The organism is Pseudomonas sp. HP_01 (genome assembly GCF_055284355.1).
Genome location: NZ_JBTOPV010000019.1, coordinates 35,547 through 58,903, shown reverse-complemented (window position 1 = coordinate 58,903; position 23,357 = coordinate 35,547). Strand labels below are relative to the sequence as shown.

Below are 23,357 nucleotides of genomic sequence, written 5' to 3'. Positions count from 1 at the left end.
TGGCAGAAAACGCATGAGCGGAAAACGCCGCCTGAAGCACCGTTGCCTCTCGGCCATCAAACCAGTCCATTACGCTGCGCGAGCTCGATGAGGTCGACCAGCGAATGCGCATTGAGCTTGAGCAAAAGACGCGTTTTGTACGTGCTGACGGTCTTGTTGCTCAGAAACATGCCGTCGGCGATTTCCTTGTTGGTCTTGCCACGGGCCAACTGCTGCAACACCATCATTTCCCTCCCGGACAGACGATCCACCATCTCCGCCTCACTGGCATTGCCAAGACTGGAGCGCACCGTGTGCAGTGCCTGATTGGGGAAATAACTGTAGCCGGACAACACCGCCTTGATGGCGCTGAGCAATTCGGTCAAATCCTGCTGCTTACAGACATAACCCGCCGCGCCTGCCTGCATACAACGCATTGAGAAATGCCCCGGCGCCTGGGAGGTGAGGATCAGCACTTTGAAGGCCAGCGTCATTGCCGACAATCGAGCGATGACCTCCAGGCCATCGAGCTTGGGGATACCGATGTCCAGAATGACAATATCCGGCAAGTGCTCGCGCGCCAGTTGTAACGCATCCACGCCGTTATCCGTCTCGGCAATGACTTCGTAGCCGTGGCGTTCCATCAACATGCGTACGGCGAGCCTAATGACTGGGTGATCATCCACGATCAACACTTTATTCATGAGCAGTCCATTTTTCGCTGTTCGAATTTTCAGAGTCCGCACAATAGCTTAGTCGTTTAGTGCTTTGCATGGCGCTCCTCCCTGCAGACCAGCAGGCAAAGACCTTTCTCACTCAACCAACAGAAAAATCCTACAAAACCTGCCCTATCCGCTCTGTTTTTTATGATGTGCAGTCCTGTCTCAGTACGTGACCGCATAATTTCCGAGATCGCAAGTGGTCATTTGTGAATCCTGAATACGCTGAGCATTTCTGACGATATGAACGCGGTTTAATAGCTCGCTTTGTCATAAGGTCCGTCGGCGCCCCTTTGCTCCGCCCACCGGTTTGAATGTGGGGACATCCATGGCTTTGCGTAACGCCCATCAAAAAAGGCTTCCTCTTTGAAGCACTGCCCAGGGTAGCGGGTGACAACCTGCTCACCACGACCGTCATGACTTCAGCATATGCCCATCTGGCCAGGCTGCCAGTGAACAAAAATCATAAAATATTGCGGACCATGGGAGACGTGCACGGCCGCACACATTTGCTTAAAACACAGGTGTGCGCCCGACGAGTTTCATTACATATTAAATACTCGAAAGGACCTACAGCGGGTTAAGAAATTTCTGAACAGCCCGAACTAACTTTCAACTGTTCTTACCCAGATACCGGGCCAGGAATGGGATAAAAAGTTTCGCCACGTAACCTCCTCCACCGGGTGCTGCCCCATTTAATAAAGCCTGCGTCAGATCACCCTATTAAAACGGAGGGCTGCCCCGCCTTTCACGTAATACTATTCAGCCCATAACATCCAGCACCATCAAGTCATTCCAGAAAAATACTACATAACTAACGGACTATTATTACCGCCCAAAACATCACCCAAAGAGATTAAAAAACAAACTGCATATTTTTTGGCTTTTTACTTGCCAAACCTATTACCACTCGTTACTTTTTGATGAGCGAATGGTTCAGCCCACTGTTAGTTAGTGGCATCTCTCACGATAAAAGATTATTGCGCCTATAAAGGCTGGTGTTTCTTGTGCCAGCAGTCCGTGCGCAGGCCACTCTTCGGCATGAATAAGCCATTCAGTGTTTAAACACGCTTAAGCGTGAACGTCCCGGCAGTGCAGGCTGTTTAGTTGATATGTTCAAAGGAACCTACCATGACCAAGAAAATAAAATACTCCATTGGCGCGAGCAGCGACCCTCTTAAGCTGGCGGAAGCGGTGGAGCGCTACGTTTCAGAAGGCGGCGTCATCAATGTCATTGCAGAGGGAGAATCACGGGAGACCGAAGCGTCGCGGCAAACCCGGGACGCCGATCCGGAGGCGGAGCTGTCCACCAAGGTCGACCTTCTCAAGGGGCTTGTTGCCAAGGGAGCGGGTGTCGCCGCGTTGCAATACTCGCTGCGCATGAACCAGAAGGACATCAAGCGCCTGGCCAGCGAGAACGGTCTGAAGATCCGCTACTGCCAGCCTGTTCGGCGGTCACGCACGTCCCGGCAAAGAGAGCCGGCAACCGTGGACGACGCCACCGCCGGGCATGCCATGCATTACTCGGCATTGGGCTATACGGTTCCCGAAATCGCTCAACTATTGGGCGTGGGAATCCGCGATATCTGGGACATTGGCAAAGCCTATCGCTTTGAGTTTCGAACAACTTCGCAGGGGGATACGGCTGAGAACATCGCTGATAAAGACACAGATTTGCCAACATGATGCAGGAGATGAAACGAAGCCCAGGCGCGTCTTTTACCGCCCGTAAACGGGGGCATTAACCGACGACCGAGGGAGCGGGAAAAGTTTCTGATGAACCGCCAGGGGCACAACGAGAACAGGCAGTGAGTGCAGCCCCTGACAGGGCTGCACATCAATCACGACAGCGATCAGAACAACTTGCGGCCCTTGTTCGCGGCAATGCGCATGCGCAACGCGTTGAGCTTGATGAAGCCGGCAGCATCTGCCTGATTGTAGGCGCCGCCGTCTTCTTCGAACGTCGCGATGTTGGCATCGAACAGCGACTCGTCGGACTTGCGACCGGTCACGATTACGTTGCCCTTATAAAGCTTCAGGCGCACCACACCGTTCACGTGTGCCTGCGAAGCATCGATCATCTGTTGCAGCATAAGACGCTCAGGGCTCCACCAGTAACCGGTGTAGATCAGGCTGGCGTACTTGGGCATCAGCTCATCTTTAAGGTGCGCGACTTCGCGGTCCAGGGTGATCGATTCGATCGCACGGTGACCACGCAGCATGATGGTGCCGCCCGGGGTCTCGTAGCAGCCACGGGACTTCATGCCGACGTAGCGGTTTTCGACGATGTCCAGACGGCCGATCCCGTGTTCGCCGCCGATGCGGTTCAGGGTGGCAAGAACGGTGGCCGGGGTCATCTCGACGCCGTCCAGTGCAACGATGTCGCCATTGCGGTAGGTCAGCTCCAGATACTGCGCCTTGTCGGGCGCGTTTTCCGGCGACACTGTCCACCGCCACATGTCTTCTTCGTGCTCGGTCCAGGTGTCTTCCAGCACGCCGCCTTCATAGGAGATGTGCAGCAGGTTGGCATCCATCGAATACGGGGATTTTTTCTTGCCGTGGCGCTCAATCGGAATCGCGTGCTTCTCGGCGTAGTCCATGAGCTTCTCGCGGGACAGCAGGTCCCACTCACGCCAAGGCGCAATAACTTTCACGCCAGGCTTGAGCGCATAGGCGCCGAGTTCGAAACGAACCTGGTCGTTGCCTTTGCCGGTAGCGCCGTGGGAAATGGCGTCAGCGCCGGTTTCGTTGGCGATTTCGATGAGGCGTTTGGCGATCAGGGGACGCGCGATGGAAGTACCCAGCAGGTACTCGCCTTCGTAGACAGTGTTGGCGCGGAACATCGGGAACACGAAATCACGCACGAACTCTTCGCGCAGGTCGTCGATGTAGATTTCTTTGACGCCCATGGCTTGCGCCTTGGCGCGTGCTGGCTCGACTTCTTCGCCCTGACCCAGGTCAGCGGTGAAGGTCACCACCTCGCAGTTGTACGTGTCTTGCAGCCACTTGAGGATTACCGAAGTATCCAGGCCACCGGAATACGCGAGAACTACCTTGTTTACGTCCGCCATGCCATCACTCCAACGCGTTGTACGGAAAACCGACGAGTTTACCGTTCACGCGCGGGAATTTACAGTGTCGCGACAGCTTCTGACGACAAAGCGACAGATTCTTTCAGTCAGACGACTTGGCTGCCCATCATCAAGAGGCCTTGGCGGGCGTCGTACTTGCCGCTGTGGCAGGCGCAGCGCCAGGGGTTGGCGATGCCGCAGGCCCTGGCAACGGAGCCGGTGCAGGTGCAGGTGCAGGTGCAGGTGCAGCGGATGGCGGCACGGCTGGGGTCTGCTGCGCCACACGCTCCAGGTGGATATTCACCCGACGGTTGCGCGCGCGATTGGCATTGTTGGTGTTCGGCGCCAGCGGATATTGCTCGCCGTGGAAACGCAGGGTGATCTGCTCTTCCGGGATGCCCTGGGCTTTGAGGTAGTCCATCACCGACAGCGCACGACGCCGCGACAGATCGCGGTTGGTCAACCGGTTGCCGCTGTTGTCGGAGTGGCCGTCGAGTTCGACGTGATTGACCGTCGGATCAGCCTTCATATAAGCCAGCACGGTGTCCAGCTTGCGCTTGGCCGTAGCGTCCAGCTCGATGCCGCCACCCGGGAAGCCGATCTCGGACTGTCGGACTTGCTCGAAATTCATCGGCAACAGCTTCGCGGTACAGACCTGGAAGTCACCGTAGGCCTTGCTGAATTTCACCGGTAACAGCCGCACTTCCATCGCACCGCCGCCATCGCGCAAGGTGTGACGAATGGTCGGGCTGCGCCCTTCCATCAAACCGGCGATCAGACGCGTCGCCTGGGCCTGATTGGTATTGAAGGGAATCTCGCCGCTGCCGACTTTCACCGCGCCAAGATTGAGATCACTGCGACCCGGCTGCCAAGGCGCCGCAGCGGCAATCAACATGGCCGAACCGGACGCCAGACTGTAGCCATTTGCTTTCAAGCGAAACGTCGGCTGCTCACCCGCGCGCCGCACGAACTCGCCGGCGCCGAAATCGGCGATCGGTTGAGTCAGTCTGCACTCGAACTGGTCGCCTTCCACCTTCCACTCAATATTCTCCAGACGGGTCTGGAAGGTGAGCGCCACGGCCGGCAGGCTGGCAAACACGCTGAGCAGGGCTAGATATCGCTGGCGCACGGGAGGCTCCACTAAATTCACGCGTAACAAGATTAATGACTTACACGTGGCTATCGGTAACTTCCCGCAAAACTTGATAGCGAGTGCCTGGAGGAGTCTTTTCCGGTAGCATTCCCAGCGAGTTTGACCCGCCTGGAATCCCCAATGTCCGAACGCCTGACCCTCCTGCGCCCCGACGACTGGCATATCCATCTTCGAGATGGCGCTGTTTTGCCCCACACCGTCGCCGACGTAGCGCGCACTTTTGGCCGCGCGATCATCATGCCGAACCTCGTGCCTCCGGTACGCAACGCGGAGCAAGCGGACGCCTATCGTCAGCGCATCCTCGCTGCACGTCCGCACGGCAGCCGCTTCGAGCCGCTGATGGTGCTTTATCTCACCGACCTGACGCAGCCCGAAGAGATTCGCGCCGCGAAGGCAAGTGGCTTCGTGTATGCCGCCAAGTTGTACCCGGCAGGCGCGACTACCAATTCCGATTCGGGCGTGACCAGCGTCGACAAGATCTTTCCGGTGCTCGAGGCGATGGCTGAAGTGGGCCTGCCGCTGTTGATTCACGGCGAAGTGACCCGCGGCGACATCGACGTGTTCGACCGCGAAAAGATTTTCATCGATGAACACATGCGTCGTGTCGTCGAGCGTTTTCCGACGTTGAAAGTGGTGTTCGAACACATCACCACCGCCGACGCCGTGCAGTTCGTGAATGAAGCCTCGGCCAATGTCGGTGCGACCATCACTGCGCACCACTTGTTGTATAACCGCAACCACATGCTGGTGGGTGGCATCCGTCCCCACTTCTACTGCTTGCCGATTCTCAAGCGCAACACCCACCAGGTCGCCCTGCTCGATGCCGCCACCAGCGGCAGCAGCAAGTTCTTCCTCGGAACGGACTCCGCGCCCCACGCGCAGCACGCCAAAGAAGCGGCATGCGGTTGTGCCGGCTGCTACACCGCATTCGCCGCCATCGAGCTGTACGCCGAGGCATTCGAGTCACGCAATGCGCTCGACAAGCTGGAAGGTTTCGCCAGTATCCACGGCCCGGCGTTCTATGGCCTGCCGACCAACACCGACACCATTACCCTGGTTCGTGACGAATGGACGGCCCCCGCCAGCCTGCCGTTTGGCGAGCTTTCTGTTATCCCGCTGCGCGCCGGTGAAAAACTGCGCTGGCGCCTGCTGGAGGAACACGCGTGAGTGAAGAACATTACGAAGACGAGCAAGAAGGCTCCGGTGGCGGTACAGGGTCCCGGCACCCGATGGCTGCCCGTTTTCGCGGTTACCTGCCCGTTGTGGTTGACGTAGAAACAGGCGGGTTCAACTGCGCCACTGATGCGTTGCTGGAAATCGCAGCCACGACGATTGGCATGGACGAGAAGGGCTTTGTCTTTCCTGACCACACGTATTTCTTCCGTGTCGAACCCTTCGAAGGCGCCAATGTTGAAGCGGCGGCGCTGGAGTTCACCGGCATCAAGCTGGACCACCCGCTGCGCATGGCCGTGAGCGAAGAAACCGCGCTGACGGACATCTTCCGCGGCATCCGCAAGGCGCTGAAAGCCAACGGCTGCAAGCGGGCAATTCTGGTCGGCCACAACGCCAGCTTTGACTTGGGCTTTCTCAACGCAGCGGTTGCGCGGCTCGACATGAAGCGTAACCCGTTCCATCCGTTCTCCAGCTTCGACACCGCGACGCTGGCGGGCCTGGCTTACGGTCAGACTGTTCTGGCAAAAGCCTGCCAGTCGGCGGACATCGATTTCGACGGCCGCGAGGCCCATTCGGCCCGTTACGACACCGAAAAGACTGCCGAGCTGTTCTGCGGCATCGTCAACCGCTGGAAAGAAATGGGCGGCTGGCACGACTTCGATAACTGAGTCGATGCGGCTGCGCGATACAAGAACCGGCCCATGTGGCCGGTTTTTTTATCGCTAGCCGGGGACAGATTAATTTACGGAGAAGCGTGTAAATAAATCAGTCCCCTCCAACACTCTGCGTCCCGACTGGCCCCTTCCCGGCTAAAGCCGGTCCCACTAAAAAGCAGGTCGCGTACAACCCGTGGGACCGGCTTCAGCCGGGAAGCTCTTGATCCGCTTTTGATCTGTTTTTGATCCTCATACGCAAAAGGTTCAGTCACCGCAGAACGCGACTTGGGTGCAGGCTGAACGCAGGTCTCGCGCAGTGGGCCGAGCGGCATGGATGCCGCGAGAGCCGCCCCCCGCCATGGATGGCGGATGGCGGCGGGCCCACGGAGCGAGACCGGAGTGAAGGTATTCCGACGAAGGAGGAACCCAACCAGGAGCAGGGCCTTTTTGGTTACTTTTTCGGCTCTTGGAAAAAGTGACCCGCCGTAAGGGCGGAACCGTAATCAGCACCACCGCCGATAATGGATATACACACAACCCTCACAAGCGATCATGCCTATCGCCGCAGCCGACCACTCATCGGTAGCCACGCGAAGAAGCCTGAGTAGTTTTGACAAGCATTCTCATTAACATTAGTATCCCTCGCATTGAGCCAATCACTCAGCGACGGTTTCTTATATGTATGTCTGCCTCTGCCAAGGTGTTACCGACGGACAAATCCGTGAAGCAATCATGGAAGGATGCTGCAGCTATCGTGACGTCCGCGAGACCCTCGGTGTCGCCAGCAAGTGTGGGAAATGTGCCTGCCTCGCCAAGGAAGTGGTGCGTGAAACCCTGACCGAGCTGCAAACCAGCCACGCCGCCCTCGCCTATCCCGCAGAATTTTCAGCTGCCTGAAAGACCGCTTTCAAACAAAACCGGGCCCTGTCCGGTTTTTTTATGCCTTTAATTCAATCGCTTAGCAACAAGATGCGGAACACAAACATTCTTATTCCTATTTATTTTCACTTATTATTCAATAACTTAGGTTTGACAGAGTTATAGGCTGGGCTCAGACTTCCCGCCTGCATTACCTATATCTTCGACAGGACCCCGATCATGAAAGGCGACATCACAGTCATCCAGCATCTCAACAAGATCCTCGGTAACGAGCTGGTCGCGATCAACCAGTACTTCCTGCATGCGCGCATGTATGAAGACTGGGGCCTGAACAAGCTGGGCAAACACGAGTACCACGAATCCATCGACGAGATGAAACACGCTGACAAACTGATCAAGCGCATCCTGTTTCTGGAAGGCCTCCCGAACCTGCAGGACCTGGGCAAGATCCTGATCGGCGAGCACACCAAGGAAATGCTTGAGTGTGACCTGCGCATCGAGCGCAAGGGCCACGCCGATTTGAAAGCCGCCATCGCGCACTGCGAAACCGTCGGCGATTTCGGCAGCCGCGAGATGCTGGAAGACATTCTGGAATCGGAAGAAGAGCACATCGACTGGCTGGAAACACAGCTGGGGCTGATCGACAAGGTCGGCATCGAGAACTATCTGCAGTCTCAGATGGGCGAAGAGGACTGATAGTCGTCTCTGACACCGCTCAATAAAAAGCCCCGCTTCTCGGCAGAGAGCGGGGCTTTTTTACGACTGCCGAAATCAGGCAGTGGCGTTTTTCGCAACAGCGGCTTTCACCAGTTCCTGCAGCGAACCGTCAGCCTGCATTTCAGTGATGATGTCGCTACCGCCGACCAGCTCACCACCGACCCACAGCTGCGGGAACGTTGGCCAGTTGGCGTACTTCGGCAGGTTGGCGCGGATTTCCGGGTTCTGCAGGATATCGACGTACGCGAACTTTTCGCCACACGCCATCAGTGCCTGAGAAGCCTTGGCCGAAAAGCCACACTGCGGGGCATTCGGAGCGCCTTTCATGTAAAGCAGAACGGTGTTGCTGGCAATCTGGTCTTTGATCGTTTCGATAATATCCATGGAGCACCTCGGCTAAACTTTACGACTGTATGTGTCGACACGGTGGCGCATTCTAAACGATTCCCGAGCATAACGCTTGGTCTTGGCCATGGCGGCTCCTCGGGAAATGATGGCCGTCATGCCGCTGCCACGGTCACCGGCACCCCGTTGAGCACGGCGTTCCCGGAAATCCCGTCCAGTGCCCGCTCGTCAGTCAGGTCATTGGCGCTCTCACCTGGCTGGGCCGCCGCGGTTTCCATTTTCACGCCCGGACGACCGTGACCCCAACCGTGGGGCAGGCTGACAACCCCGGGCATCATGTCCGCGCTGCTCATCACTTCGACCTCGATCACGCCGACCCGAGAGCTGACCCTGACTCGCTGACCGTCCATCAAGCCCCGGCTGATCAAGTCGTCGGGGTGCATCAGCAACTGATGCCGCGGCTTGCCTTTCACCAGCCGATGGAAATTGTGCATCCATGAATTATTGCTGCGCACATGGCGCCGACCAATAAGCATCAGGCCCCCGGCCTGGGGCGCAGGCTCCCCAGCGAAGCGGCCCAGGTCGGCAAGGATCACCGGCGGCGCGGCCTGCACCCGCTGGTTGAAGGTTTTAAGACGGTTGGCGAGATTGGGCTTGAGCGGGCCGAGGTCCAGACCGTGGGGATACTGCGCCAGTGTCTCCAGGGACAGCTTAAACGGCGAAGCATCACCGTACAGCCCGGCGCGCAAACCGCGATCGACCATCTGCGCCGGCGGCATCGTCGGTTTCAGCTCGCGGCCGGTTTTCAGCGCGAAGGCCTGGGCGAGGCCGACAAAGATTTCCCAGTCGTGCAATGCGCCCTCTGGCTTGGCGAGGATCGCGCGGTTGAACCGGGTGACGTTGCGCACGGCAAACATGTTGAACGTGGTGTCGTAGTGGTCATTTTCCAGCGCCGACGTCGACGGCAGGATGAGGTCCGCGTGCCGCGTGGTTTCGTTGATGTACAAATCGACGCTGACCATGAATTCCAGGCCTTCGAGCGCAGTATCGAGCTGACGTCCGTTGGGCGTCGACAACACCGGATTACCCGCAACGGTGATCAGCGCCTTGATCTGCCCTTCTCCCGGGGTCAGCATTTCCTCGGCCAGCGCAGAAACCGGCAGCTCGCCGCCGTACTCCGGCAGTTGGGAGACGCGACTCTGCCAGCGATTGAAGCTGCCTCCTGACGTCGACGCCACCAGATCCAGCGCGGGCTCGGTGCACAGAGCACCGCCTTCACGGTCAAGATTACCGGTGACCAGATTGATCAGTTGCACCAGCCAGTGGCACAGGGTGCCGAACGCCTGGGTGGAAATGCCCATGCGCCCGTAACACACACCGCTTTTGGCAGCGGCGAAATCCCTAGCGAGCTGCCTGATCTGCTCGGCGGGCACGCCGCATCGAGGGCTCATGGCGTCGGCGTTCATCTCGCTGACGGCGGCGCGGACTTCCTCAAGACCATCAACCGCAAGGTGGCTCTCACGGGTCAGGCCTTCGGCAAACAGGGTGTGCAGCAGGCCAAACAGAAACGCCGCGTCGCCGCCCGGCCGGATGAACAGGTGCTTATCGGCTATGGCGGCGGTTTCGCTGCGGCGCGGATCGACCACAACGACTTTGCCGCCACGGGCCTGAATCGCTTTCAGACGCTTCTCAACGTCAGGCACGGTCATGATGCTGCCGTTGGACGCCAGCGGATTACCGCCGAGGATGAGCATGAAATCGGTGTGGTCAATGTCGGCGATGGGCAGCAGCAGACCGTGGCCGTACATCAAATGACTGGTCAGGTGATGAGGCAACTGGTCCACGGAAGTCGCGGAGTAGCGGTTACGGGTTTTCAGCAGCCCGAGAAAATAGTTGCTGTGGGTCATCAGCCCATAGTTGTGCACGCTGGGGTTGCCCTGGTACACCGCCACCGCGTTCTGCCCGTGACGTGCCTGAATGTCGGCCAGGCGCTCGGCGATCAGATCAAACGCGGCCTGCCACTCGATCGGCTGCCAGTCATTGCCAATGCGCTGCATCGGCTGGCGGAGGCGATCGGGATCATTCTGGATGTCTTGCAGCGCGACGGCTTTGGGGCAGATATGCCCGCGACTGAAGGTGTCCTGCGCATCGCCCTTGATCGAGGTGATCAGGGTGCTGGCGTCGTCCTGCAGGGTGGTTTCGAGGGTGAGGCCGCAAATCGCCTCGCACAGGTGACAGGCACGGTGGTGGAGAGTCTTGGTCATCGCCAGTCTCGAGTTTTTATAGGGCGATCAAGCGATCGCGGATACAAAACTATGGGACCTGTCCGGGCGATGCGCCAGAAATGTCAGTGCCGTGAATCGGGCGGCATCAGGCGAGCCGATAGCTCACCCGATGAAGGACACGCGACTCAGGAAGCGGTGCCACCGATAGGCGTGACCACCTTGCGCTGCATCTGCACCTCATGAACCGTTTCGATCTGTTCCTGAGACACCTGAATGCCGGTGAGTTCGCCGATCAGCCGCCAGTGCTCGTCGAGTCCTGCGCTGATGGTTGCCATGCGATCGATCATCCGGCGTCCCGCAGAACGGGTCACTTCGTCTTCGCTGCGCATCAGTTCGAACGACATCGACGTCATCGACGCCGTGAGGTGCGTAAGGGTTCGAGCCGTCAGCCCGAGCAGTTCCGTCAGTTGTTGCTCTTTTGAATCCATTCCCCACCTCTTTTGGAGGACATAAGCCGCCTTTATAACCCACGCCGATGGTTTAGGAAACGTCCGGGTTTCCGCGGCGTGAAGCATGTCGCATAAGGCTGCACAGTGGTTTGCGACTGTTGCGGATCGGGCAGTCATCGCGGCGACGCCAAACAGCGTTACAAGCGGACTGTCCAATCAGGACTAATGCGATGGCGAATGGCCTGCGCAGAAACATGACTGTAGCACTTCGTTACATGAAAAGCGTCCTGCGAACGCCGTTTTCAGGCGACCGAACGTCCGACGACGATTTTCCGTCACGGCGGGCCTTGGCATCAGGCGACATTTTCTTATACCCTCGCGCCTTCCCTATTCGTCGCCCCGTGCGGCTTTCGCCGCAGGTCTCGCCCGTTTTTCCGAAAAAACCCGGCTTTGAGGATCTGCGGTCTGTTGCAGACAAGGTAGTTAATGATGAGCGCAAGGCACTTTCTCTCGATGATGGACTACACCCCCGCTGAGCTGGTCGGGGTGATTCGTCGCGGCGTTGAGCTGAAGGACCTGCGAAATCGAGGCGTGCTTTTCGAGCCATTGAAGGGCCGCATCCTGGCGATGATCTTCGAGAAGTCCTCGACCCGGACCCGCGTCTCGTTCGAAGCCGGCATGATCCAGCTGGGCGGCCAGGCCATTTTCCTCTCCCCTCGGGACACCCAGCTGGGCCGTGGCGAGCCGATCGCCGATGGCGCGCGGGTCATGTCGCGGATGGTCGATGCCGTGATGATCCGGACCTTCGCCCACAGCAACCTTACCGAGTTCGCCGCCCACTCCCGCGTACCGGTGATCAACGGCCTGTCAGATGACCTTCATCCCTGCCAGTTGCTGGCCGACATGCAAACCTTCCTCGAACACCGCGGCTCCATTCAGGGCAAGACCGTGGCGTGGATCGGCGATGGCAACAACATGTGCAACAGCTATATAGAAGCAGCGATTCAGTTCGACTTTCAGCTGCGTGTCGCCTGCCCGAAAGGCTACGAACCCAGTGAGCATTTCCTGGCCCTGGCGGGCGATCGTGTGACCCTGACCCGTGACCCCCAAGAAGCGGTGAAAGGCGCGCACCTGGTCTCCACCGATGTCTGGACGTCCATGGGCCAGGAAGAAGAAGCTGCCAAGCGTCTGGCCCTGTTCAAGCCTTTCCAGGTCACCCGCGAGATGCTCGACCGCGCTGCCGACGATGTGATTTTCATGCACTGCCTGCCGGCGCACCGTGGTGAAGAGATCAGCGAAGACCTGCTGGATGACCCGCGTTCGGTAGCGTGGGATCAGGCGGAGAACCGGCTGCATGCGCAGAAGGCCCTGCTCGAATTCCTCGTGGCCCCGGCCCTCACTGCCCCATGAGTCAGCCCCTGCTGCTGACGCTGCATAACCTCGCCTGTGGTTATCAGGACCAACGCGTGGTGCAGCACCTCAATCTGCACCTGAATGCAGGCGACATCGGTTGCCTGCTGGGTTCGTCCGGCTGCGGCAAGACCACTACCTTGCGCGCCATCGCCGGGTTCGAGCCGGTCCACGAAGGCGACATCACGCTGGCAGGTGAAGTCATCTCCCGCCCCGGGTTTACCCTGGCCCCGGAGAAGCGCCGGATCGGCATGGTGTTTCAGGACTACGCCCTGTTTCCCCACCTCACCGTGGCCGACAACATCGCCTTCGGCATCCGCAATCATCCGCGCCAGAAGCAGGTGGTTCAGGAGATGCTGGAGCTGGTCAATCTCGGCGCGCTGGGCACGCGTCATCCCCATGAGCTGTCCGGTGGACAGCAACAACGTGTGGCGCTGGCCCGCGCGCTCGCGCCGGAGCCGCAGTTGTTGCTGCTGGATGAGCCGTTTTCAAACCTGGATGGCGAGTTGCGTCGACGCCTGAGCCACGAGGTGCGCGACATTCTCAAAGCCCGTGGCACAAGCGCGATTCTGGTGACCCACGACCAGGAGGAAGCCTTTGCCGTGAGTGATCACGTCGGTGTGTTCAGGGACGGTCGGCTGGAGCAGTGGGACACTCCCTACAACCTTTATCACGAGCCGGCGACGCCTTATGTCGCCAGTTTCGTCGGTCAGGGTTATTTCATTCGCGGGCAAATGATCGATGCCGAATCAGTGCAGACCGAGCTGGGCGTGCTGCGCGGCAATCGTGCGTACCCCGGCGCGCCAGGCACCCCAATGGATGTGTTGCTGCGACCTGACGACATCGTTTATGCGCCCCACAGTCCGATCAAGGCTCGCGTCGCGAGCCTGACGTTTCAAGGCGCGGCCACCCTGTATCGCCTGCAGTTACCGACCGGCACGCAACTGGAAGCGTTGTTCCCCAGCCACGTGGATCTGCGCGCGGGGGATCAGGTCAACTTCGAAGTGTCAGCCGAGCATCTGGTGCTGTTCCCGGCTTCGGGCAGCGTGCCAGTGCATCGGAGCGTTCCGGTGCATCGGGACGTGGCGATCTGAAGACCTGCCACTCACGCTCATGCACTAGTTAGCCCAATAGCCACTAGCTCAGTATCAAGGCGCCGCTGGCCACCAGCGTCGCGTGCCCGCCGATTTTCACGCGTTCCCCCTCCAACCGACAGAACAGCTCCCCTCCCCGCGCCGACGCCTGATAACCGGTCAGACTGAATTTGTTCAGCCGGGCCGACCAGTAGGGAATCAGGCTGCAGTGCGTCGAGCCCGTGACCGGGTCTTCGTTGATGCCGATGCCTGGCGCAAAGTAGCGCGAGACAAAGTCGTAACGTTCGCCGTCACCCTTGGCGGTGACGATCACCCCAGGCCATGGCAGACGCGCGAGGGCAACGAAGTCGGGCTTGCAGTCGCGAACCGCCTGCTCGGACTCCAGCACCACCAGCAATTCCGCTGCACTCAGCACATCGACGACGGAGACGCCAAGGGCGCGTTCGATTTCCACCGTCACACCCTGCTCGGCGGGTGGCATCGATGGGAAGTCCAGCACAAGCCGATTGCCTTCACGGCTGACACTCAACTCGCCGGATTTACTCACGAAGTGGATAACCTCGGCCTTCTCGCCGTACTTCTCGAACAGCACGAAGGCGCTGGCCAGGGTCGCATGCCCGCACAATGGCACTTCGTGGGTCGGGGTGAACCAGCGTATGTGCCAGCCCGCGCCTTCACGGACCAGAAAGGCGGTCTCCGACAAATTATGCTCTGCCGCAATGTGCTGCATAAGTGGGTCGGAAAGCCAGGCGTCCAGGCGGTAGACCATCGCCGGGTTGCCTGAGAACGGGCGGTCGGTGAAGGCATCGACCTGATGGAATTCAAGCTGCATGGAAGGCATCCCCGAGTAAAGAAATGCAGCGACCCGGTTCGGGCGCTGCCGGTCTGCGGTCAATTTCCCCGCATGAAAGGGTCAGTCATTTCTGACGTACCCGGCGAATCATTCCCGGCCGATCCGGGCAAAGGTCGCACTGGTGTGTTGCGCAAGTACCGCGGCGGGCAGTTCGACTTCAAGCCCGCGCCGACCTGCGCTGACAAAAATCGTCGCGAACGGTTGAGCGGACTCATCAATGAAAGTGCGCAGCCTTTTCTTCTGCCCCAGCGGGCTGATCCCGCCCAGCAGATAGCCGGTGGCACGCTGGGCAGCGGCCGGGTCCGCCATTTCGGCCTTCTTCGCGCCTGCTGCATGGGCCAGGGCTTTGAGGTCCAGCGTTCCCACCACCGGGACCACGGCGACCAGCAACTCGCCTTTCTCAGTGCTGGCCAGCAGCGTCTTGAACACCTGAGCGGGGGCCAGATCGAGCTTCTCTGCCGCCTCCAGGCCATACGAAGCAGCTTTGGGATCGTGCTCGTAACTGTGGACGCGATGTTCGGCGCGAACCTTTTTCAGTAAATCCAATGCAGGGGTCATGCAGCACTCCAGACAGCCAGATACTTTCTCTTTTGCTGACGATACTTTAGGCCATCAGTTATCGAAATGCCTGCATTCGAGAAGGACTTATCCACTAATATCGGCGTCTTGGAACATTCATCGACAAGGTTCGCTTTCGACCTTTGACAAGGTTCGTTTACGTCTATATTTTTTCGAATACGAATATCCCGCTTGCTTCCTTGACGCCATCCCGGTATTCAGTGCGCAAAGGCACCTCGCACAGGGCAACAGAACGGACGGCCGTTTCCGGAAACTCGCTACATCACCAGGCATTCACCATGACCGACACCGAAAATAAGAATTACATCATCGCTCTGGATCAAGGCACCACCAGCTCCCGCGCCATCATTTTTGACCGTGACGCCAACGTGGTCAGCAGCGCCCAGAGCGAGTTCGTTCAGCATTATCCCCAGCCTGGCTGGGTCGAGCACGATCCGATGGAGATCTTCGCGACCCAGACCGCGTGCATGACCAAGGTGCTGGCGCAGGCGAATCTGCATCACAACCAGATCGCCGCGATCGGTATCACCAACCAGCGTGAAACCACGGTGGTCTGGGAAAAGGACACCGGCCGGCCGATCTACAACGCCGTGGTCTGGCAATGCCGTCGCAGCACCGAGATCTGCCAGCAACTCAAGCGTGACGGTCTGGAAGACTACATCCGGGACACCACCGGTCTGGTCATCGACCCGTACTTTTCCGGCAGCAAACTGAAGTGGATTCTTGATCACGTTGAAGGCAGCCGCGAGCGCGCCCGCCGTGGCGAGTTGCTGTTCGGCACGGTCGACAGCTGGCTGATCTGGAAATTTACCGGCGGCAAGGTGCACGTCACCGACTACACCAACGCCTCGCGCACGATGATGTTCAACATCCACACGCTGGAGTGGGATCAGCGCATGCTCGACGTGCTCGACGTGCCCCGGGAGATGTTGCCGGAGGTCAAGTCGTCATCTGAAGTGTATGGCCACAGCAAAAGCGGCATCCCTATCGCCGGGATCGCCGGCGATCAGCAATCGGCATTGTTCGGCCAGATGTGCGTCGAGCCGGGTCAGGCGAAGAACACCTACGGCACCGGCTGCTTCCTGCTGATGAACACGGGCAAGAAAGCCGTCAAATCCAGCCACGGCATGCTCACCACCATCGGTTGCGGTCCGCGCGGCGAAGTGGCGTACGCGCTGGAAGGCGCGGTATTCAACGGCGGGTCTACCGTGCAGTGGCTGCGTGACGAGCTGAAAATCGTCAACGACTCCATGGACACCGAATACTTCGCCACCAAGGTGAAAAACAGCAATGGCGTCTATCTGGTGCCTGCCTTCACCGGTCTGGGCGCGCCCTATTGGGACCCCTATGCACGGGGCGCCTTGTTCGGCCTGACCCGTGGCGTGAAGGTCGATCACATCATTCGGGCCGCGCTGGAGTCCATCGCCTACCAGACCCGCGACGTGCTCGACGCCATGCAACAGGATGCCGGCGAGCCGCTCAAGGCCCTTCGCGTTGACGGCGGCGCAGTGGCGAACAACTTCCTCATGCAGTTCCAGGCCGACATTCTCGGCACGCCGGTGGAGCGCCCTAAAATGCGTGAAACCACGGCATTGGGTGCGGCCTATCTGGCGGGCCTGGCGATCGGGTTCTGGAGCGGGTTGGACGAGCTGAAGGGCAAGGCGGTCATCGAGCGCAAGTTCGAGCCGCAATGCGATGACGCCGAGAAGGAAAAGCTCTACGCCGGCTGGCGCAAGGCAGTAGACCGCACGCGCGACTGGGAACCCCACGAAGAGGTCGAATAAGCGCGATCCCGAACGGGGCGTCAGGGGCATTTTTTCCGGCTGACAGGTAATGGCTGCCTGCGGCATCATGGGCGCCCGTGCCCGAAGGATAAAAAATGAATCTGCCACCCCGTCAACAGCAGATCCTCGAGCTGGTCCGTGAGCGCGGCTACGTCAGCATCGAGGAAATGGCGCAGCTGTTCGTCGTGACCCCGCAAACCATCCGCCGCGACATCAATCAGCTCGCGGAAATGAATCTGCTGCGTCGCTACCACGGCGGTGCGGCCTATGATTCCAGCATCGAAAACACTGCATACGCCATGCGCGCCGATCAGATGCGCGATGAGAAGCAACGCATCGCCGAGGCCATTGCCGCGCAGATCCCGGATCACGCGTCGCTGTTCATCAACATCGGCACCACCACCGAATCCATTGCCCGCGCGCTGCTCAACCATAACCACCTGAAGATCATCACCAACAACCTGCACGTGGCGTCGATTCTCAGCGGCAAGGACGACTTCGAGGTACTGCTGGCGGGCGGCAATGTGCGCCGGGACGGTGGCGTGGTCGGTCAGGCGAGCGTGGATTTCATCACGCAGTTCAAAGTCGATTTCGCTCTGGTGGGCATCAGCGGGATCGATGAGGACGGCAGCCTGCTGGATTTCGATTATCAGGAAGTGCGCGTTTCCCAGGCGATCATCGCCAACGCGCGTCAGGTGATCCTGGCTGCGGACTCCAGCAAGTTCGGGCGTAACGCGATGGTTCGACTGGGACCGATCACGCTGATCGACTGCCTGGTGACCGACCAGACGCCCGTGCCTGCGCTGGCGCAACTGCTGACGCAGAACAAGATTCGGCTGGAAGTGGTTTAACCCCCGATCCATGAGCGAGCGCGATTGCAGCGCTCGCTCACCCTCCGATGTTCGCTTTTGTTCCTTTCCCTTCCCTCTGATCAGTATTTTCAATGAATACTGAGTGGCTGCGTGCGCCTTATTGCGCTACTATTTTCGGAAATGAACATAAATGTTCGAATTCGCCCTCCGTCTAAGGCAACATTCGAACGCGATCGAACACTCAGGAGGCCCCGATGGCCCAGTCCAGTTTGCCGACCCCACCCCTTTCCGAGGTCTATGACGTTGCCGTGATCGGTGGTGGCATCAATGGTGTCGGCATCGCGGCAGACGCATCGGGCCGGGGCCTTTCGGTCTTTCTCTGCGAGAAGGACGACCTCGCCAGCCACACCTCTTCGGCCAGCAGCAAGCTGATCCACGGCGGTCTGCGTTACCTGGAACACTACGAATTCCGTCTGGTTCGCGAAGCACTGGCCGAACGTGAGGTGCTGCTGGAAAAAGCGCCGCACATCGTCAAGCCGATGCGCTTTGTGTTGCCTCACCGCCCGCACCTGCGCCCCGCGTGGATGATCCGCGCCGGGCTGTTCCTCTATGACCACCTTGGCAAGCGCGAGAAGCTGGCCGCATCGAAGACCATTCGTTTCGGCGCCAGCAGCCCGCTGAACAGCTCGATCACCAAGGGTTTTGAATACTCCGATTGCTGGGTTGACGATGCCCGTCTGGTCGTCCTCAACGCCATGGCCGCCCGTGAAAAAGGCGCGCACATTCATACCCAGACCCGCTGCCTGGGCGCCCGTCGCAGCGGCGGTCTGTGGCACATGAACATGGAGCGCGCGGACGGCAGCCTGTTTTCCATTCGCGCCAAAGCGCTGGTCAACGCAGCCGGTCCATGGGTCGCCAAATTCATTCGTGAAGACTTGAAGCTCGAATCGCAGTACGGCATTCGCCTGATTCAGGGCAGCCACTTGATCGTGCCAAAACTGTACGAAGGCGAAAACGCGTTCATTCTGCAGAACGAAGATCAGCGCATCGTGTTCGCCATTCCGTACCTGGAACGCTTCACCATCATCGGTACCACCGACCGCGAATATTCTGACGATCCGGGCAAAGTAGCGATCACCGAAGGCGAGACCGATTACCTGCTGAAGATCGTCAACGATCACTTCAAGAAGCAACTCAGCCGCGCTGACATTCTGAGCACGTGGTCTGGCGTGCGTCCGCTGTGCAATGACGAGTCGGACAACCCGTCGGCGATCACCCGTGACTACACCTTGTCGCTGTCGGGCAGCGCTCAGGAAGCGCCGATTCTTTCCGTGTTCGGCGGCAAGCTGACCACCTACCGCAAGCTGGCAGAATCGGCGATGCAGCAGCTGGCGCCGTTCTTCCCGCAGATGAAGCCAAGCTGGACCGCGAAAGCCAGCCTGCCAGGCGGTGAAAGCATGACCACGCCCGAGGCACTGGCCGCCGAGCTGCAACAGCGTTGCACTTGGCTGCCGGCGGAGATCGCCAAGCGTTGGGCCATCACTTATGGCTCACGCAGCTGGCGCATCGTCGAGGGCGTCCAGGGCCTGAGCGAAATGGGCGAACACTTGGGCGGTGGCCTGTACAGCCGTGAAGTGGATTACCTGTGCAGCGAGGAATGGGCGACAAAGGCCGAAGACATCCTGTGGCGCCGGACCAAGCTTGGCTTGTTCACTACTCCGGAAGAGCAGCAGAAGGTTCAGGTGTACCTGGATAAAGTGGCTGGCAGCATTAACCCCATCGACCTGATGGTCGTCACCGCCCCCCTCACAGCCTGATCAGGGTGCACTGATCTCCTGTAGGAGCGCGCTTGCCCGCGATGGCATTGGGTCAGTTGATGGAGACGTTGACTGGCACGACGCTTTCGCGGGCAAGCGCGCTTTTACAGGTGACTCAAGCCCCAGCCTCATTCGGATTCCCGAACACCCTGCCCCACTCGATTCGGAATCCCGGACGGCCGAATCCCCCCTCTGACATCCTTCCTGCGTAAATCTCCAGCACTTTCATGCGCTTAGCCTCTGCCACATCTCTGGCATGACTCATGCTCTACACTCTTGCACGATTGCTTCGATGTAGCGTGTCGCCTGACTGGGCCGCCGTTGAAGCGCTCTGAAACGATAGGGCCGTCCAACACCGGCCCAATAAAAAAAACAATGTCGAGGAAAACCAGATGCGCATCGTTCCCCAACTCCTGGGCGCAGCCATTGCTGCAGCTCTGATCACCACTCCCGTTTTCGCCGCCGAACTCACCGGCACTCTGAAGAAAATCAAAGAGTCCGGCACCATCACCCTCGGTCACCGCGACTCCTCCATTCCTTTTTCCTACATCGCTGACGCTTCCGGCGTGCCAGTGGGCTACTCCGCTGACATCCAGCTGAAGATCGTTGAAGCGATCAAGAAAGACCTGGACATGCCCGACCTGAAGGTCAAATACAACCTGGTCACCTCCCAGACCCGTATCCCGCTGGTGCAGAACGGCACCGTCGACGTTGAATGCGGTTCGACCACCAATAACGCCGAGCGCGCCCAGCAAGTCGACTTCTCCGTCGGCATTTTCGAAATCGGCACCCGTCTGCTGAGCAAGGCTGACTCCTCTTACAAAGACTTCGACGACCTCAAGGGCAAGAACGTCGTAACCACGGCGGGCACCACGTCCGAGCGCATCCTGAAGGCGATGAACGCCGACAAGCAGATGGGCATGAACGTGATTTCGGCCAAAGACCACGGCGAGTCGTTCCAGATGCTGGAATCGGGCCGCGCCGTTGCCTTCATGATGGACGACGCCCTGCTCGCAGGCGAAATGGCCAAGGCCAAGAAGCCGACCGACTGGGCCGTTACCGGCACTCCTCAGTCCTACGAAATCTACGGCTGCATGGTTCGCAAGGAAGACCCTGCGTTCAAGAAAGCCGTCGACGACGCCATCGTTGCGACCTACAAATCGGGCGAGATCAACAAGATCTACGACAAGTGGTTCACCCAGCCGATTCCACCAAAAGGCCTGAACCTGATGTTCCCGATGAGCGAACAGCTCAAGGCGCTGATCGCCAACCCGAACGACAAGCCGGCGCCGGACAAGAAGGCCTGAGTCCTTCGCTCCGCCATTCTGAAAACGTGAAAAGCCTGACTTCCGGAAACGCCCTGCGTTTCCGGAAGCCGCTACCTGGCGCGTGCGTGCATAACGATCGATAAGAGGGGAGACCCTGATGAATTACAACTGGGACTGGGGCGTGTTCTTCAAGTCCACGGGCGTCGGCAGCGAAACCTATCTGGACTGGTACATCACCGGGCTGGGCTGGACCATCGCCATTGCCGTCGTTGCCTGGATCATTGCGTTGCTGCTGGGTTCGGTGCTCGGCGTCATGCGCACGGTGCCCAACCGCATCGTTTCTTCAATCGCCGCGATTTACGTGGAAATTTTCCGTAACGTGCCACTGCTGGTGCAGCTGTTCATCTGGTACTTCCTGGTGCCGGATCTGCTGCCTGAGAACCTGCAGGAGTGGTACAAGCAAGACCTTAATCCGACCACCTCGGCGTTCCTGAGCGTTGTCGTGTGCCTGGGCCTGTTCACCGCCGCACGTGTGTGCGAGCAAGTGCGCACCGGTATTCAGGCGCTGCCGGTGGGACAGGAGTCCGCCGCCCGTGCCATGGGTTTCAAGCTGCCGCAAATCTACTGGAATGTGCTGCTGCCCCAGGCGTACCGGATCATCATTCCGCCGCTTACCTCCGAATTCCTCAACGTGTTCAAGAACTCGTCCGTGGCGTCGCTGATCGGCCTGATGGAGTTGCTCGCGCAGACCAAACAGACCGCCGAGTTTTCCGCGAACCTGTTCGAAGCCTTCACCCTGGCGACGCTGATCTACTTCACCCTGAACATGAGCCTGATGCTGCTCATGCGTCTGGTCGAGAAGAAGGTCGCGGTGCCGGGCCTGATCTCCGTGGGAGGTAAGTAATGGACTTCTCTGGAGTGATTCCCGCCATCCCGGGCATGTGGAACGGCATGCTCATGACCTTGCAGTTGATGGCCATGGGCATTGTGGGCGGCATCATCATCGGCACGATTCTGGCGCTGATGCGGTTGTCGTCGAACAAGCTGGCGTCACGTGTTGCCGGCGCCTACGTCAACTATTTCCGGTCTATCCCGCTGCTGTTGGTCATCACCTGGTTCTACCTGGCGGTGCCGTTCGTGCTGCGCTGGATCACCGGCGAAGACACGCCGATCGGCGCGTTCACCTCCTGCGTCGTGGCGTTCATGATGTTCGAGGCGGCCTACTTCTGTGAAATCGTGCGGGCCGGCGTGCAGTCGATTTCCCGCGGCCAAATGGGCGCGGCTCAAGCGCTCGGCATGACCTACGGCCAGATGATGCGTCTGATCATCCTGCCCCAGGCGTTCCGCAAGATGACCCCGCTGCTGTTGCAGCAGAGCATCATCCTGTTTCAGGACACCTCGCTGGTCTACACGGTCGGTCTGGTCGACTTCCTCAACTCGGCACGCTCCAGCGGCGACATCATCGGACGCTCCAACGAGTTCCTGATTGTCGCCGGTCTGGTGTACTTCACGATCAGCTTCGCCGCGTCGCGCCTGGTCAAGTTCATGCAAAAAAGGTTAGCCGTATGATTTCCATCAAAAATATCAACAAGTGGTATGGGGACTTCCAGGTGCTGACCGATTGCAGCACTGAGGTCAAAAAAGGCGAAGTGATTGTGGTCTGCGGCCCGTCGGGCTCGGGCAAGTCCACGCTGATCAAATGCGTCAACGCGCTGGAGCCGTTTCAGAAAGGCGACATCGTGGTCGATGGCACCTCGATCGCTGACCCGAAAACCAATCTGCCGAAGCTGCGTTCGCGCGTGGGCATGGTGTTCCAGCATTTCGAGCTGTTTCCGCACCTGACCATCACCGAAAACCTGACCATCGCGCAGATCAAGGTGCTGGGCCGCAGCAAGGAAGAAGCCACGAAAAAAGGCCTGCAACTGCTCGAACGTGTCGGCCTCTCGGCCCATGCCCACAAGCACCCGGGGCAACTCTCGGGCGGTCAGCAACAGCGTGTGGCGATTGCCCGCGCGCTGGCGATGGATCCGGTGGTGATGCTGTTCGACGAACCCACCTCCGCACTCGACCCGGAAATGGTCAACGAAGTGCTCGACGTGATGGTGCAGCTGGCCCATGAAGGCATGACCATGATGTGCGTGACCCACGAAATGGGCTTCGCCCGCAAAGTGGCGGATCGGGTGATCTTCATGGACAAGGGCCAGATCGTCGAAGACTGCCAGAAGGAAGAGTTCTTCGGCGACGTCAACGCGCGCTCCGAGCGGGCTCAGCAATTCCTCAACAAAATCCTGCAGCACTAAAAAGCATTAGCCCTTTGAGGGCGCAATAACCACCGGCCGCTCGTTCATGAATCATGAAACGGGCGGCTGGCCGG

Annotated in this window: 22 protein-coding genes; 14 read left to right on the top strand and 8 right to left on the bottom strand. The window is 59.1% G+C overall.

Annotation, left to right across the window (positions count from 1 at the left end; translation table 11 throughout):
• Nucleotides 1-56: 56 nt before the first annotated feature.
• Nucleotides 57-683, bottom strand: coding sequence for a response regulator transcription factor (locus ACYAR8_RS12650; RefSeq protein ID WP_037012286.1), 627 nt, complete (start codon nucleotides 681-683; stop codon nucleotides 57-59).
• Nucleotides 684-1,829: 1,146 nt separating this feature from the next.
• On the opposite strand from ACYAR8_RS12650, the gene ACYAR8_RS12645 reads away from it, so the two are divergent.
• Nucleotides 1,830-2,384 (top strand): hypothetical protein, encoded by a 555-nt coding sequence (locus ACYAR8_RS12645; RefSeq protein ID WP_074888994.1) that lies wholly within the window; start codon nucleotides 1,830-1,832, stop codon nucleotides 2,382-2,384.
• A gap of 167 nt (nucleotides 2,385-2,551) precedes the next feature.
• On the opposite strand, the gene ACYAR8_RS12640 is transcribed toward ACYAR8_RS12645, so the two are convergent.
• The gene (locus ACYAR8_RS12640; protein WP_074888991.1) at nucleotides 2,552-3,769 is read right to left on the bottom strand and encodes an argininosuccinate synthase; all 1,218 of its coding nucleotides are present in this window, start codon (nucleotides 3,767-3,769) and stop codon (nucleotides 2,552-2,554) included.
• Between the two features lie 130 nt (nucleotides 3,770-3,899).
• Nucleotides 3,900-4,898: a flagellar protein MotY gene (locus tag ACYAR8_RS12635; RefSeq protein WP_463580064.1), complete on the bottom strand. Its 999-nt coding sequence runs from the start codon at nucleotides 4,896-4,898 to the stop codon at nucleotides 3,900-3,902.
• Nucleotides 4,899-5,042: 144 nt separating this feature from the next.
• Between ACYAR8_RS12635 and pyrC the strand changes: the two genes are divergently transcribed.
• The 4 genes from pyrC to bfr all read left to right on the top strand — a co-directional run bounded on the left by pyrC (nucleotide 5,043) and on the right by bfr (nucleotide 8,326).
• Nucleotides 5,043-6,089 carry a dihydroorotase gene (pyrC, locus tag ACYAR8_RS12630; protein ID WP_463580063.1) on the top strand — a complete coding sequence of 349 codons (1,047 nt, stop codon included), beginning with the start codon at nucleotides 5,043-5,045 and terminating at the stop codon, nucleotides 6,087-6,089.
• Nucleotides 6,086-6,763, top strand: coding sequence for a ribonuclease T (gene rnt / locus ACYAR8_RS12625; protein WP_074888982.1), 678 nt, complete (start codon nucleotides 6,086-6,088; stop codon nucleotides 6,761-6,763). Before pyrC ends, rnt begins: the two co-directional genes overlap by 4 nt.
• Before the next feature lie 666 nt (nucleotides 6,764-7,429).
• Nucleotides 7,430-7,648, top strand: coding sequence for a bacterioferritin-associated ferredoxin (locus tag ACYAR8_RS12620; protein WP_065992556.1), 219 nt, complete (start codon nucleotides 7,430-7,432; stop codon nucleotides 7,646-7,648).
• Nucleotides 7,649-7,849: 201 nt separating this feature from the next.
• Nucleotides 7,850-8,326 carry a bacterioferritin gene (gene bfr, locus ACYAR8_RS12615; protein WP_065992554.1) on the top strand — a complete coding sequence of 159 codons (477 nt, stop codon included), beginning with the start codon at nucleotides 7,850-7,852 and terminating at the stop codon, nucleotides 8,324-8,326.
• Nucleotides 8,327-8,401: 75 nt separating this feature from the next.
• Here the strand turns inward: bfr and grxD are convergent, their stop codons facing one another.
• From grxD to ACYAR8_RS12600, 3 genes are all read right to left on the bottom strand, one after another.
• Nucleotides 8,402-8,731 carry a Grx4 family monothiol glutaredoxin gene (gene grxD, locus ACYAR8_RS12610; protein WP_074888979.1) on the bottom strand — a complete coding sequence of 110 codons (330 nt, stop codon included), beginning with the start codon at nucleotides 8,729-8,731 and terminating at the stop codon, nucleotides 8,402-8,404.
• Between the two features lie 116 nt (nucleotides 8,732-8,847).
• Complete coding sequence (locus ACYAR8_RS12605) at nucleotides 8,848-10,956, bottom strand: molybdopterin oxidoreductase family protein (RefSeq protein ID WP_463580062.1); 2,109 nt, start codon at nucleotides 10,954-10,956, stop codon at nucleotides 8,848-8,850.
• A 146-nt stretch (nucleotides 10,957-11,102) separates the two neighbouring features.
• A complete protein-coding gene (locus ACYAR8_RS12600; protein WP_074888973.1) occupies nucleotides 11,103-11,405 on the bottom strand; it encodes a hypothetical protein in 303 nt (100 codons plus the stop codon).
• Nucleotides 11,406-11,855: 450 nt separating this feature from the next.
• Here ACYAR8_RS12600 and argF point away from each other — a divergent pair, with 450 nt between their 5' ends.
• Both argF and ACYAR8_RS12590 read left to right on the top strand, forming a co-directional pair.
• Entirely contained in the window at nucleotides 11,856-12,776 is a 921-nt protein-coding gene (gene argF / locus ACYAR8_RS12595; protein WP_463580061.1) for an ornithine carbamoyltransferase, read from the top strand.
• Nucleotides 12,773-13,870, top strand: a complete 1,098-nt coding sequence (locus tag ACYAR8_RS12590) for an ABC transporter ATP-binding protein (protein WP_463580060.1) — start codon at nucleotides 12,773-12,775, stop codon at nucleotides 13,868-13,870. Before argF ends, ACYAR8_RS12590 begins: the two co-directional genes overlap by 4 nt.
• Nucleotides 13,871-13,913: 43 nt before the next feature.
• Here ACYAR8_RS12590 and ACYAR8_RS12585 read toward each other — a convergent pair whose 3' ends face one another.
• Nucleotides 13,914-14,702 (bottom strand): PhzF family phenazine biosynthesis protein, encoded by a 789-nt coding sequence (locus tag ACYAR8_RS12585; protein WP_463580059.1) that lies wholly within the window; start codon nucleotides 14,700-14,702, stop codon nucleotides 13,914-13,916.
• 108 nt (nucleotides 14,703-14,810) lie between these two features.
• Nucleotides 14,811-15,281 (bottom strand): Cys-tRNA(Pro) deacylase, encoded by a 471-nt coding sequence (gene ybaK / locus ACYAR8_RS12580; RefSeq protein WP_463580058.1) that lies wholly within the window; start codon nucleotides 15,279-15,281, stop codon nucleotides 14,811-14,813.
• A 299-nt stretch (nucleotides 15,282-15,580) separates the two neighbouring features.
• On the opposite strand from ybaK, the gene glpK reads away from it, so the two are divergent.
• From glpK to ACYAR8_RS12545, 7 genes are all read left to right on the top strand, one after another.
• Entirely contained in the window at nucleotides 15,581-17,086 is a 1,506-nt protein-coding gene (gene glpK, locus ACYAR8_RS12575; protein ID WP_133772526.1) for a glycerol kinase GlpK, read from the top strand.
• A gap of 95 nt (nucleotides 17,087-17,181) precedes the next feature.
• Complete coding sequence (locus ACYAR8_RS12570; RefSeq protein WP_074888955.1) at nucleotides 17,182-17,937, top strand: DeoR/GlpR family transcriptional regulator; 756 nt, start codon at nucleotides 17,182-17,184, stop codon at nucleotides 17,935-17,937.
• Between the two features lie 215 nt (nucleotides 17,938-18,152).
• Nucleotides 18,153-19,715 (top strand): glycerol-3-phosphate dehydrogenase, encoded by a 1,563-nt coding sequence (gene glpD / locus ACYAR8_RS12565; protein WP_463580057.1) that lies wholly within the window; start codon nucleotides 18,153-18,155, stop codon nucleotides 19,713-19,715.
• Nucleotides 19,716-20,107: 392 nt separating this feature from the next.
• Nucleotides 20,108-21,022 (top strand): glutamate/aspartate ABC transporter substrate-binding protein, encoded by a 915-nt coding sequence (locus ACYAR8_RS12560; protein WP_037012307.1) that lies wholly within the window; start codon nucleotides 20,108-20,110, stop codon nucleotides 21,020-21,022.
• Between the two features lie 118 nt (nucleotides 21,023-21,140).
• A complete protein-coding gene (locus ACYAR8_RS12555) occupies nucleotides 21,141-21,887 on the top strand; it encodes an amino acid ABC transporter permease (protein WP_074888949.1) in 747 nt (248 codons plus the stop codon).
• A complete protein-coding gene (locus tag ACYAR8_RS12550; RefSeq protein ID WP_074888945.1) occupies nucleotides 21,887-22,552 on the top strand; it encodes an amino acid ABC transporter permease in 666 nt (221 codons plus the stop codon). Before ACYAR8_RS12555 ends, ACYAR8_RS12550 begins: the two co-directional genes overlap by 1 nt.
• Nucleotides 22,549-23,283 carry an amino acid ABC transporter ATP-binding protein gene (locus ACYAR8_RS12545; protein ID WP_074888941.1) on the top strand — a complete coding sequence of 245 codons (735 nt, stop codon included), beginning with the start codon at nucleotides 22,549-22,551 and terminating at the stop codon, nucleotides 23,281-23,283. Before ACYAR8_RS12550 ends, ACYAR8_RS12545 begins: the two co-directional genes overlap by 4 nt.
• Nucleotides 23,284-23,357: the final 74 nt, after the last annotated feature.

Excerpts from the sequence above, each read along its gene's own strand:
- ACYAR8_RS12545 (WP_074888941.1), top strand. The coding sequence starts at position 22,549 with ATGATTTCCATCAAAAATATCAACAAGTGGTATGGGGACTTCCAGGTG.
- ACYAR8_RS12590 (WP_463580060.1), top strand. The coding sequence starts at position 12,773 with ATGAGTCAGCCCCTGCTGCTGACGCTGCATAACCTCGCCTGTGGTTAT.
- ACYAR8_RS12605 (WP_463580062.1), bottom strand. The coding sequence starts at position 10,956 with ATGACCAAGACTCTCCACCACCGTGCCTGTCACCTGTGCGAGGCGATT.
- ACYAR8_RS12560 (WP_037012307.1), top strand. The coding sequence starts at position 20,108 with ATGCGCATCGTTCCCCAACTCCTGGGCGCAGCCATTGCTGCAGCTCTG.
- ACYAR8_RS12550 (WP_074888945.1), top strand. The coding sequence starts at position 21,887 with ATGGACTTCTCTGGAGTGATTCCCGCCATCCCGGGCATGTGGAACGGC.
- ACYAR8_RS12650 (WP_037012286.1), bottom strand. The coding sequence starts at position 683 with ATGAATAAAGTGTTGATCGTGGATGATCACCCAGTCATTAGGCTCGCC.
- argF (WP_463580061.1), top strand. The coding sequence starts at position 11,856 with ATGAGCGCAAGGCACTTTCTCTCGATGATGGACTACACCCCCGCTGAG.
- ACYAR8_RS12645 (WP_074888994.1), top strand. The coding sequence starts at position 1,830 with ATGACCAAGAAAATAAAATACTCCATTGGCGCGAGCAGCGACCCTCTT.
- grxD (WP_074888979.1), bottom strand. The coding sequence starts at position 8,731 with ATGGATATTATCGAAACGATCAAAGACCAGATTGCCAGCAACACCGTT.
- bfr (WP_065992554.1), top strand. The coding sequence starts at position 7,850 with ATGAAAGGCGACATCACAGTCATCCAGCATCTCAACAAGATCCTCGGT.
- ACYAR8_RS12555 (WP_074888949.1), top strand. The coding sequence starts at position 21,141 with ATGAATTACAACTGGGACTGGGGCGTGTTCTTCAAGTCCACGGGCGTC.
- ACYAR8_RS12585 (WP_463580059.1), bottom strand. The coding sequence starts at position 14,702 with ATGCAGCTTGAATTCCATCAGGTCGATGCCTTCACCGACCGCCCGTTC.
- ACYAR8_RS12640 (WP_074888991.1), bottom strand. The coding sequence starts at position 3,769 with ATGGCGGACGTAAACAAGGTAGTTCTCGCGTATTCCGGTGGCCTGGAT.
- ACYAR8_RS12620 (WP_065992556.1), top strand. The coding sequence starts at position 7,430 with ATGTATGTCTGCCTCTGCCAAGGTGTTACCGACGGACAAATCCGTGAA.
- ybaK (WP_463580058.1), bottom strand. The coding sequence starts at position 15,281 with ATGACCCCTGCATTGGATTTACTGAAAAAGGTTCGCGCCGAACATCGC.
- pyrC (WP_463580063.1), top strand. The coding sequence starts at position 5,043 with ATGTCCGAACGCCTGACCCTCCTGCGCCCCGACGACTGGCATATCCAT.
- ACYAR8_RS12570 (WP_074888955.1), top strand. The coding sequence starts at position 17,182 with ATGAATCTGCCACCCCGTCAACAGCAGATCCTCGAGCTGGTCCGTGAG.
- glpK (WP_133772526.1), top strand. The coding sequence starts at position 15,581 with ATGACCGACACCGAAAATAAGAATTACATCATCGCTCTGGATCAAGGC.
- glpD (WP_463580057.1), top strand. The coding sequence starts at position 18,153 with ATGGCCCAGTCCAGTTTGCCGACCCCACCCCTTTCCGAGGTCTATGAC.
- ACYAR8_RS12600 (WP_074888973.1), bottom strand. The coding sequence starts at position 11,405 with ATGGATTCAAAAGAGCAACAACTGACGGAACTGCTCGGGCTGACGGCT.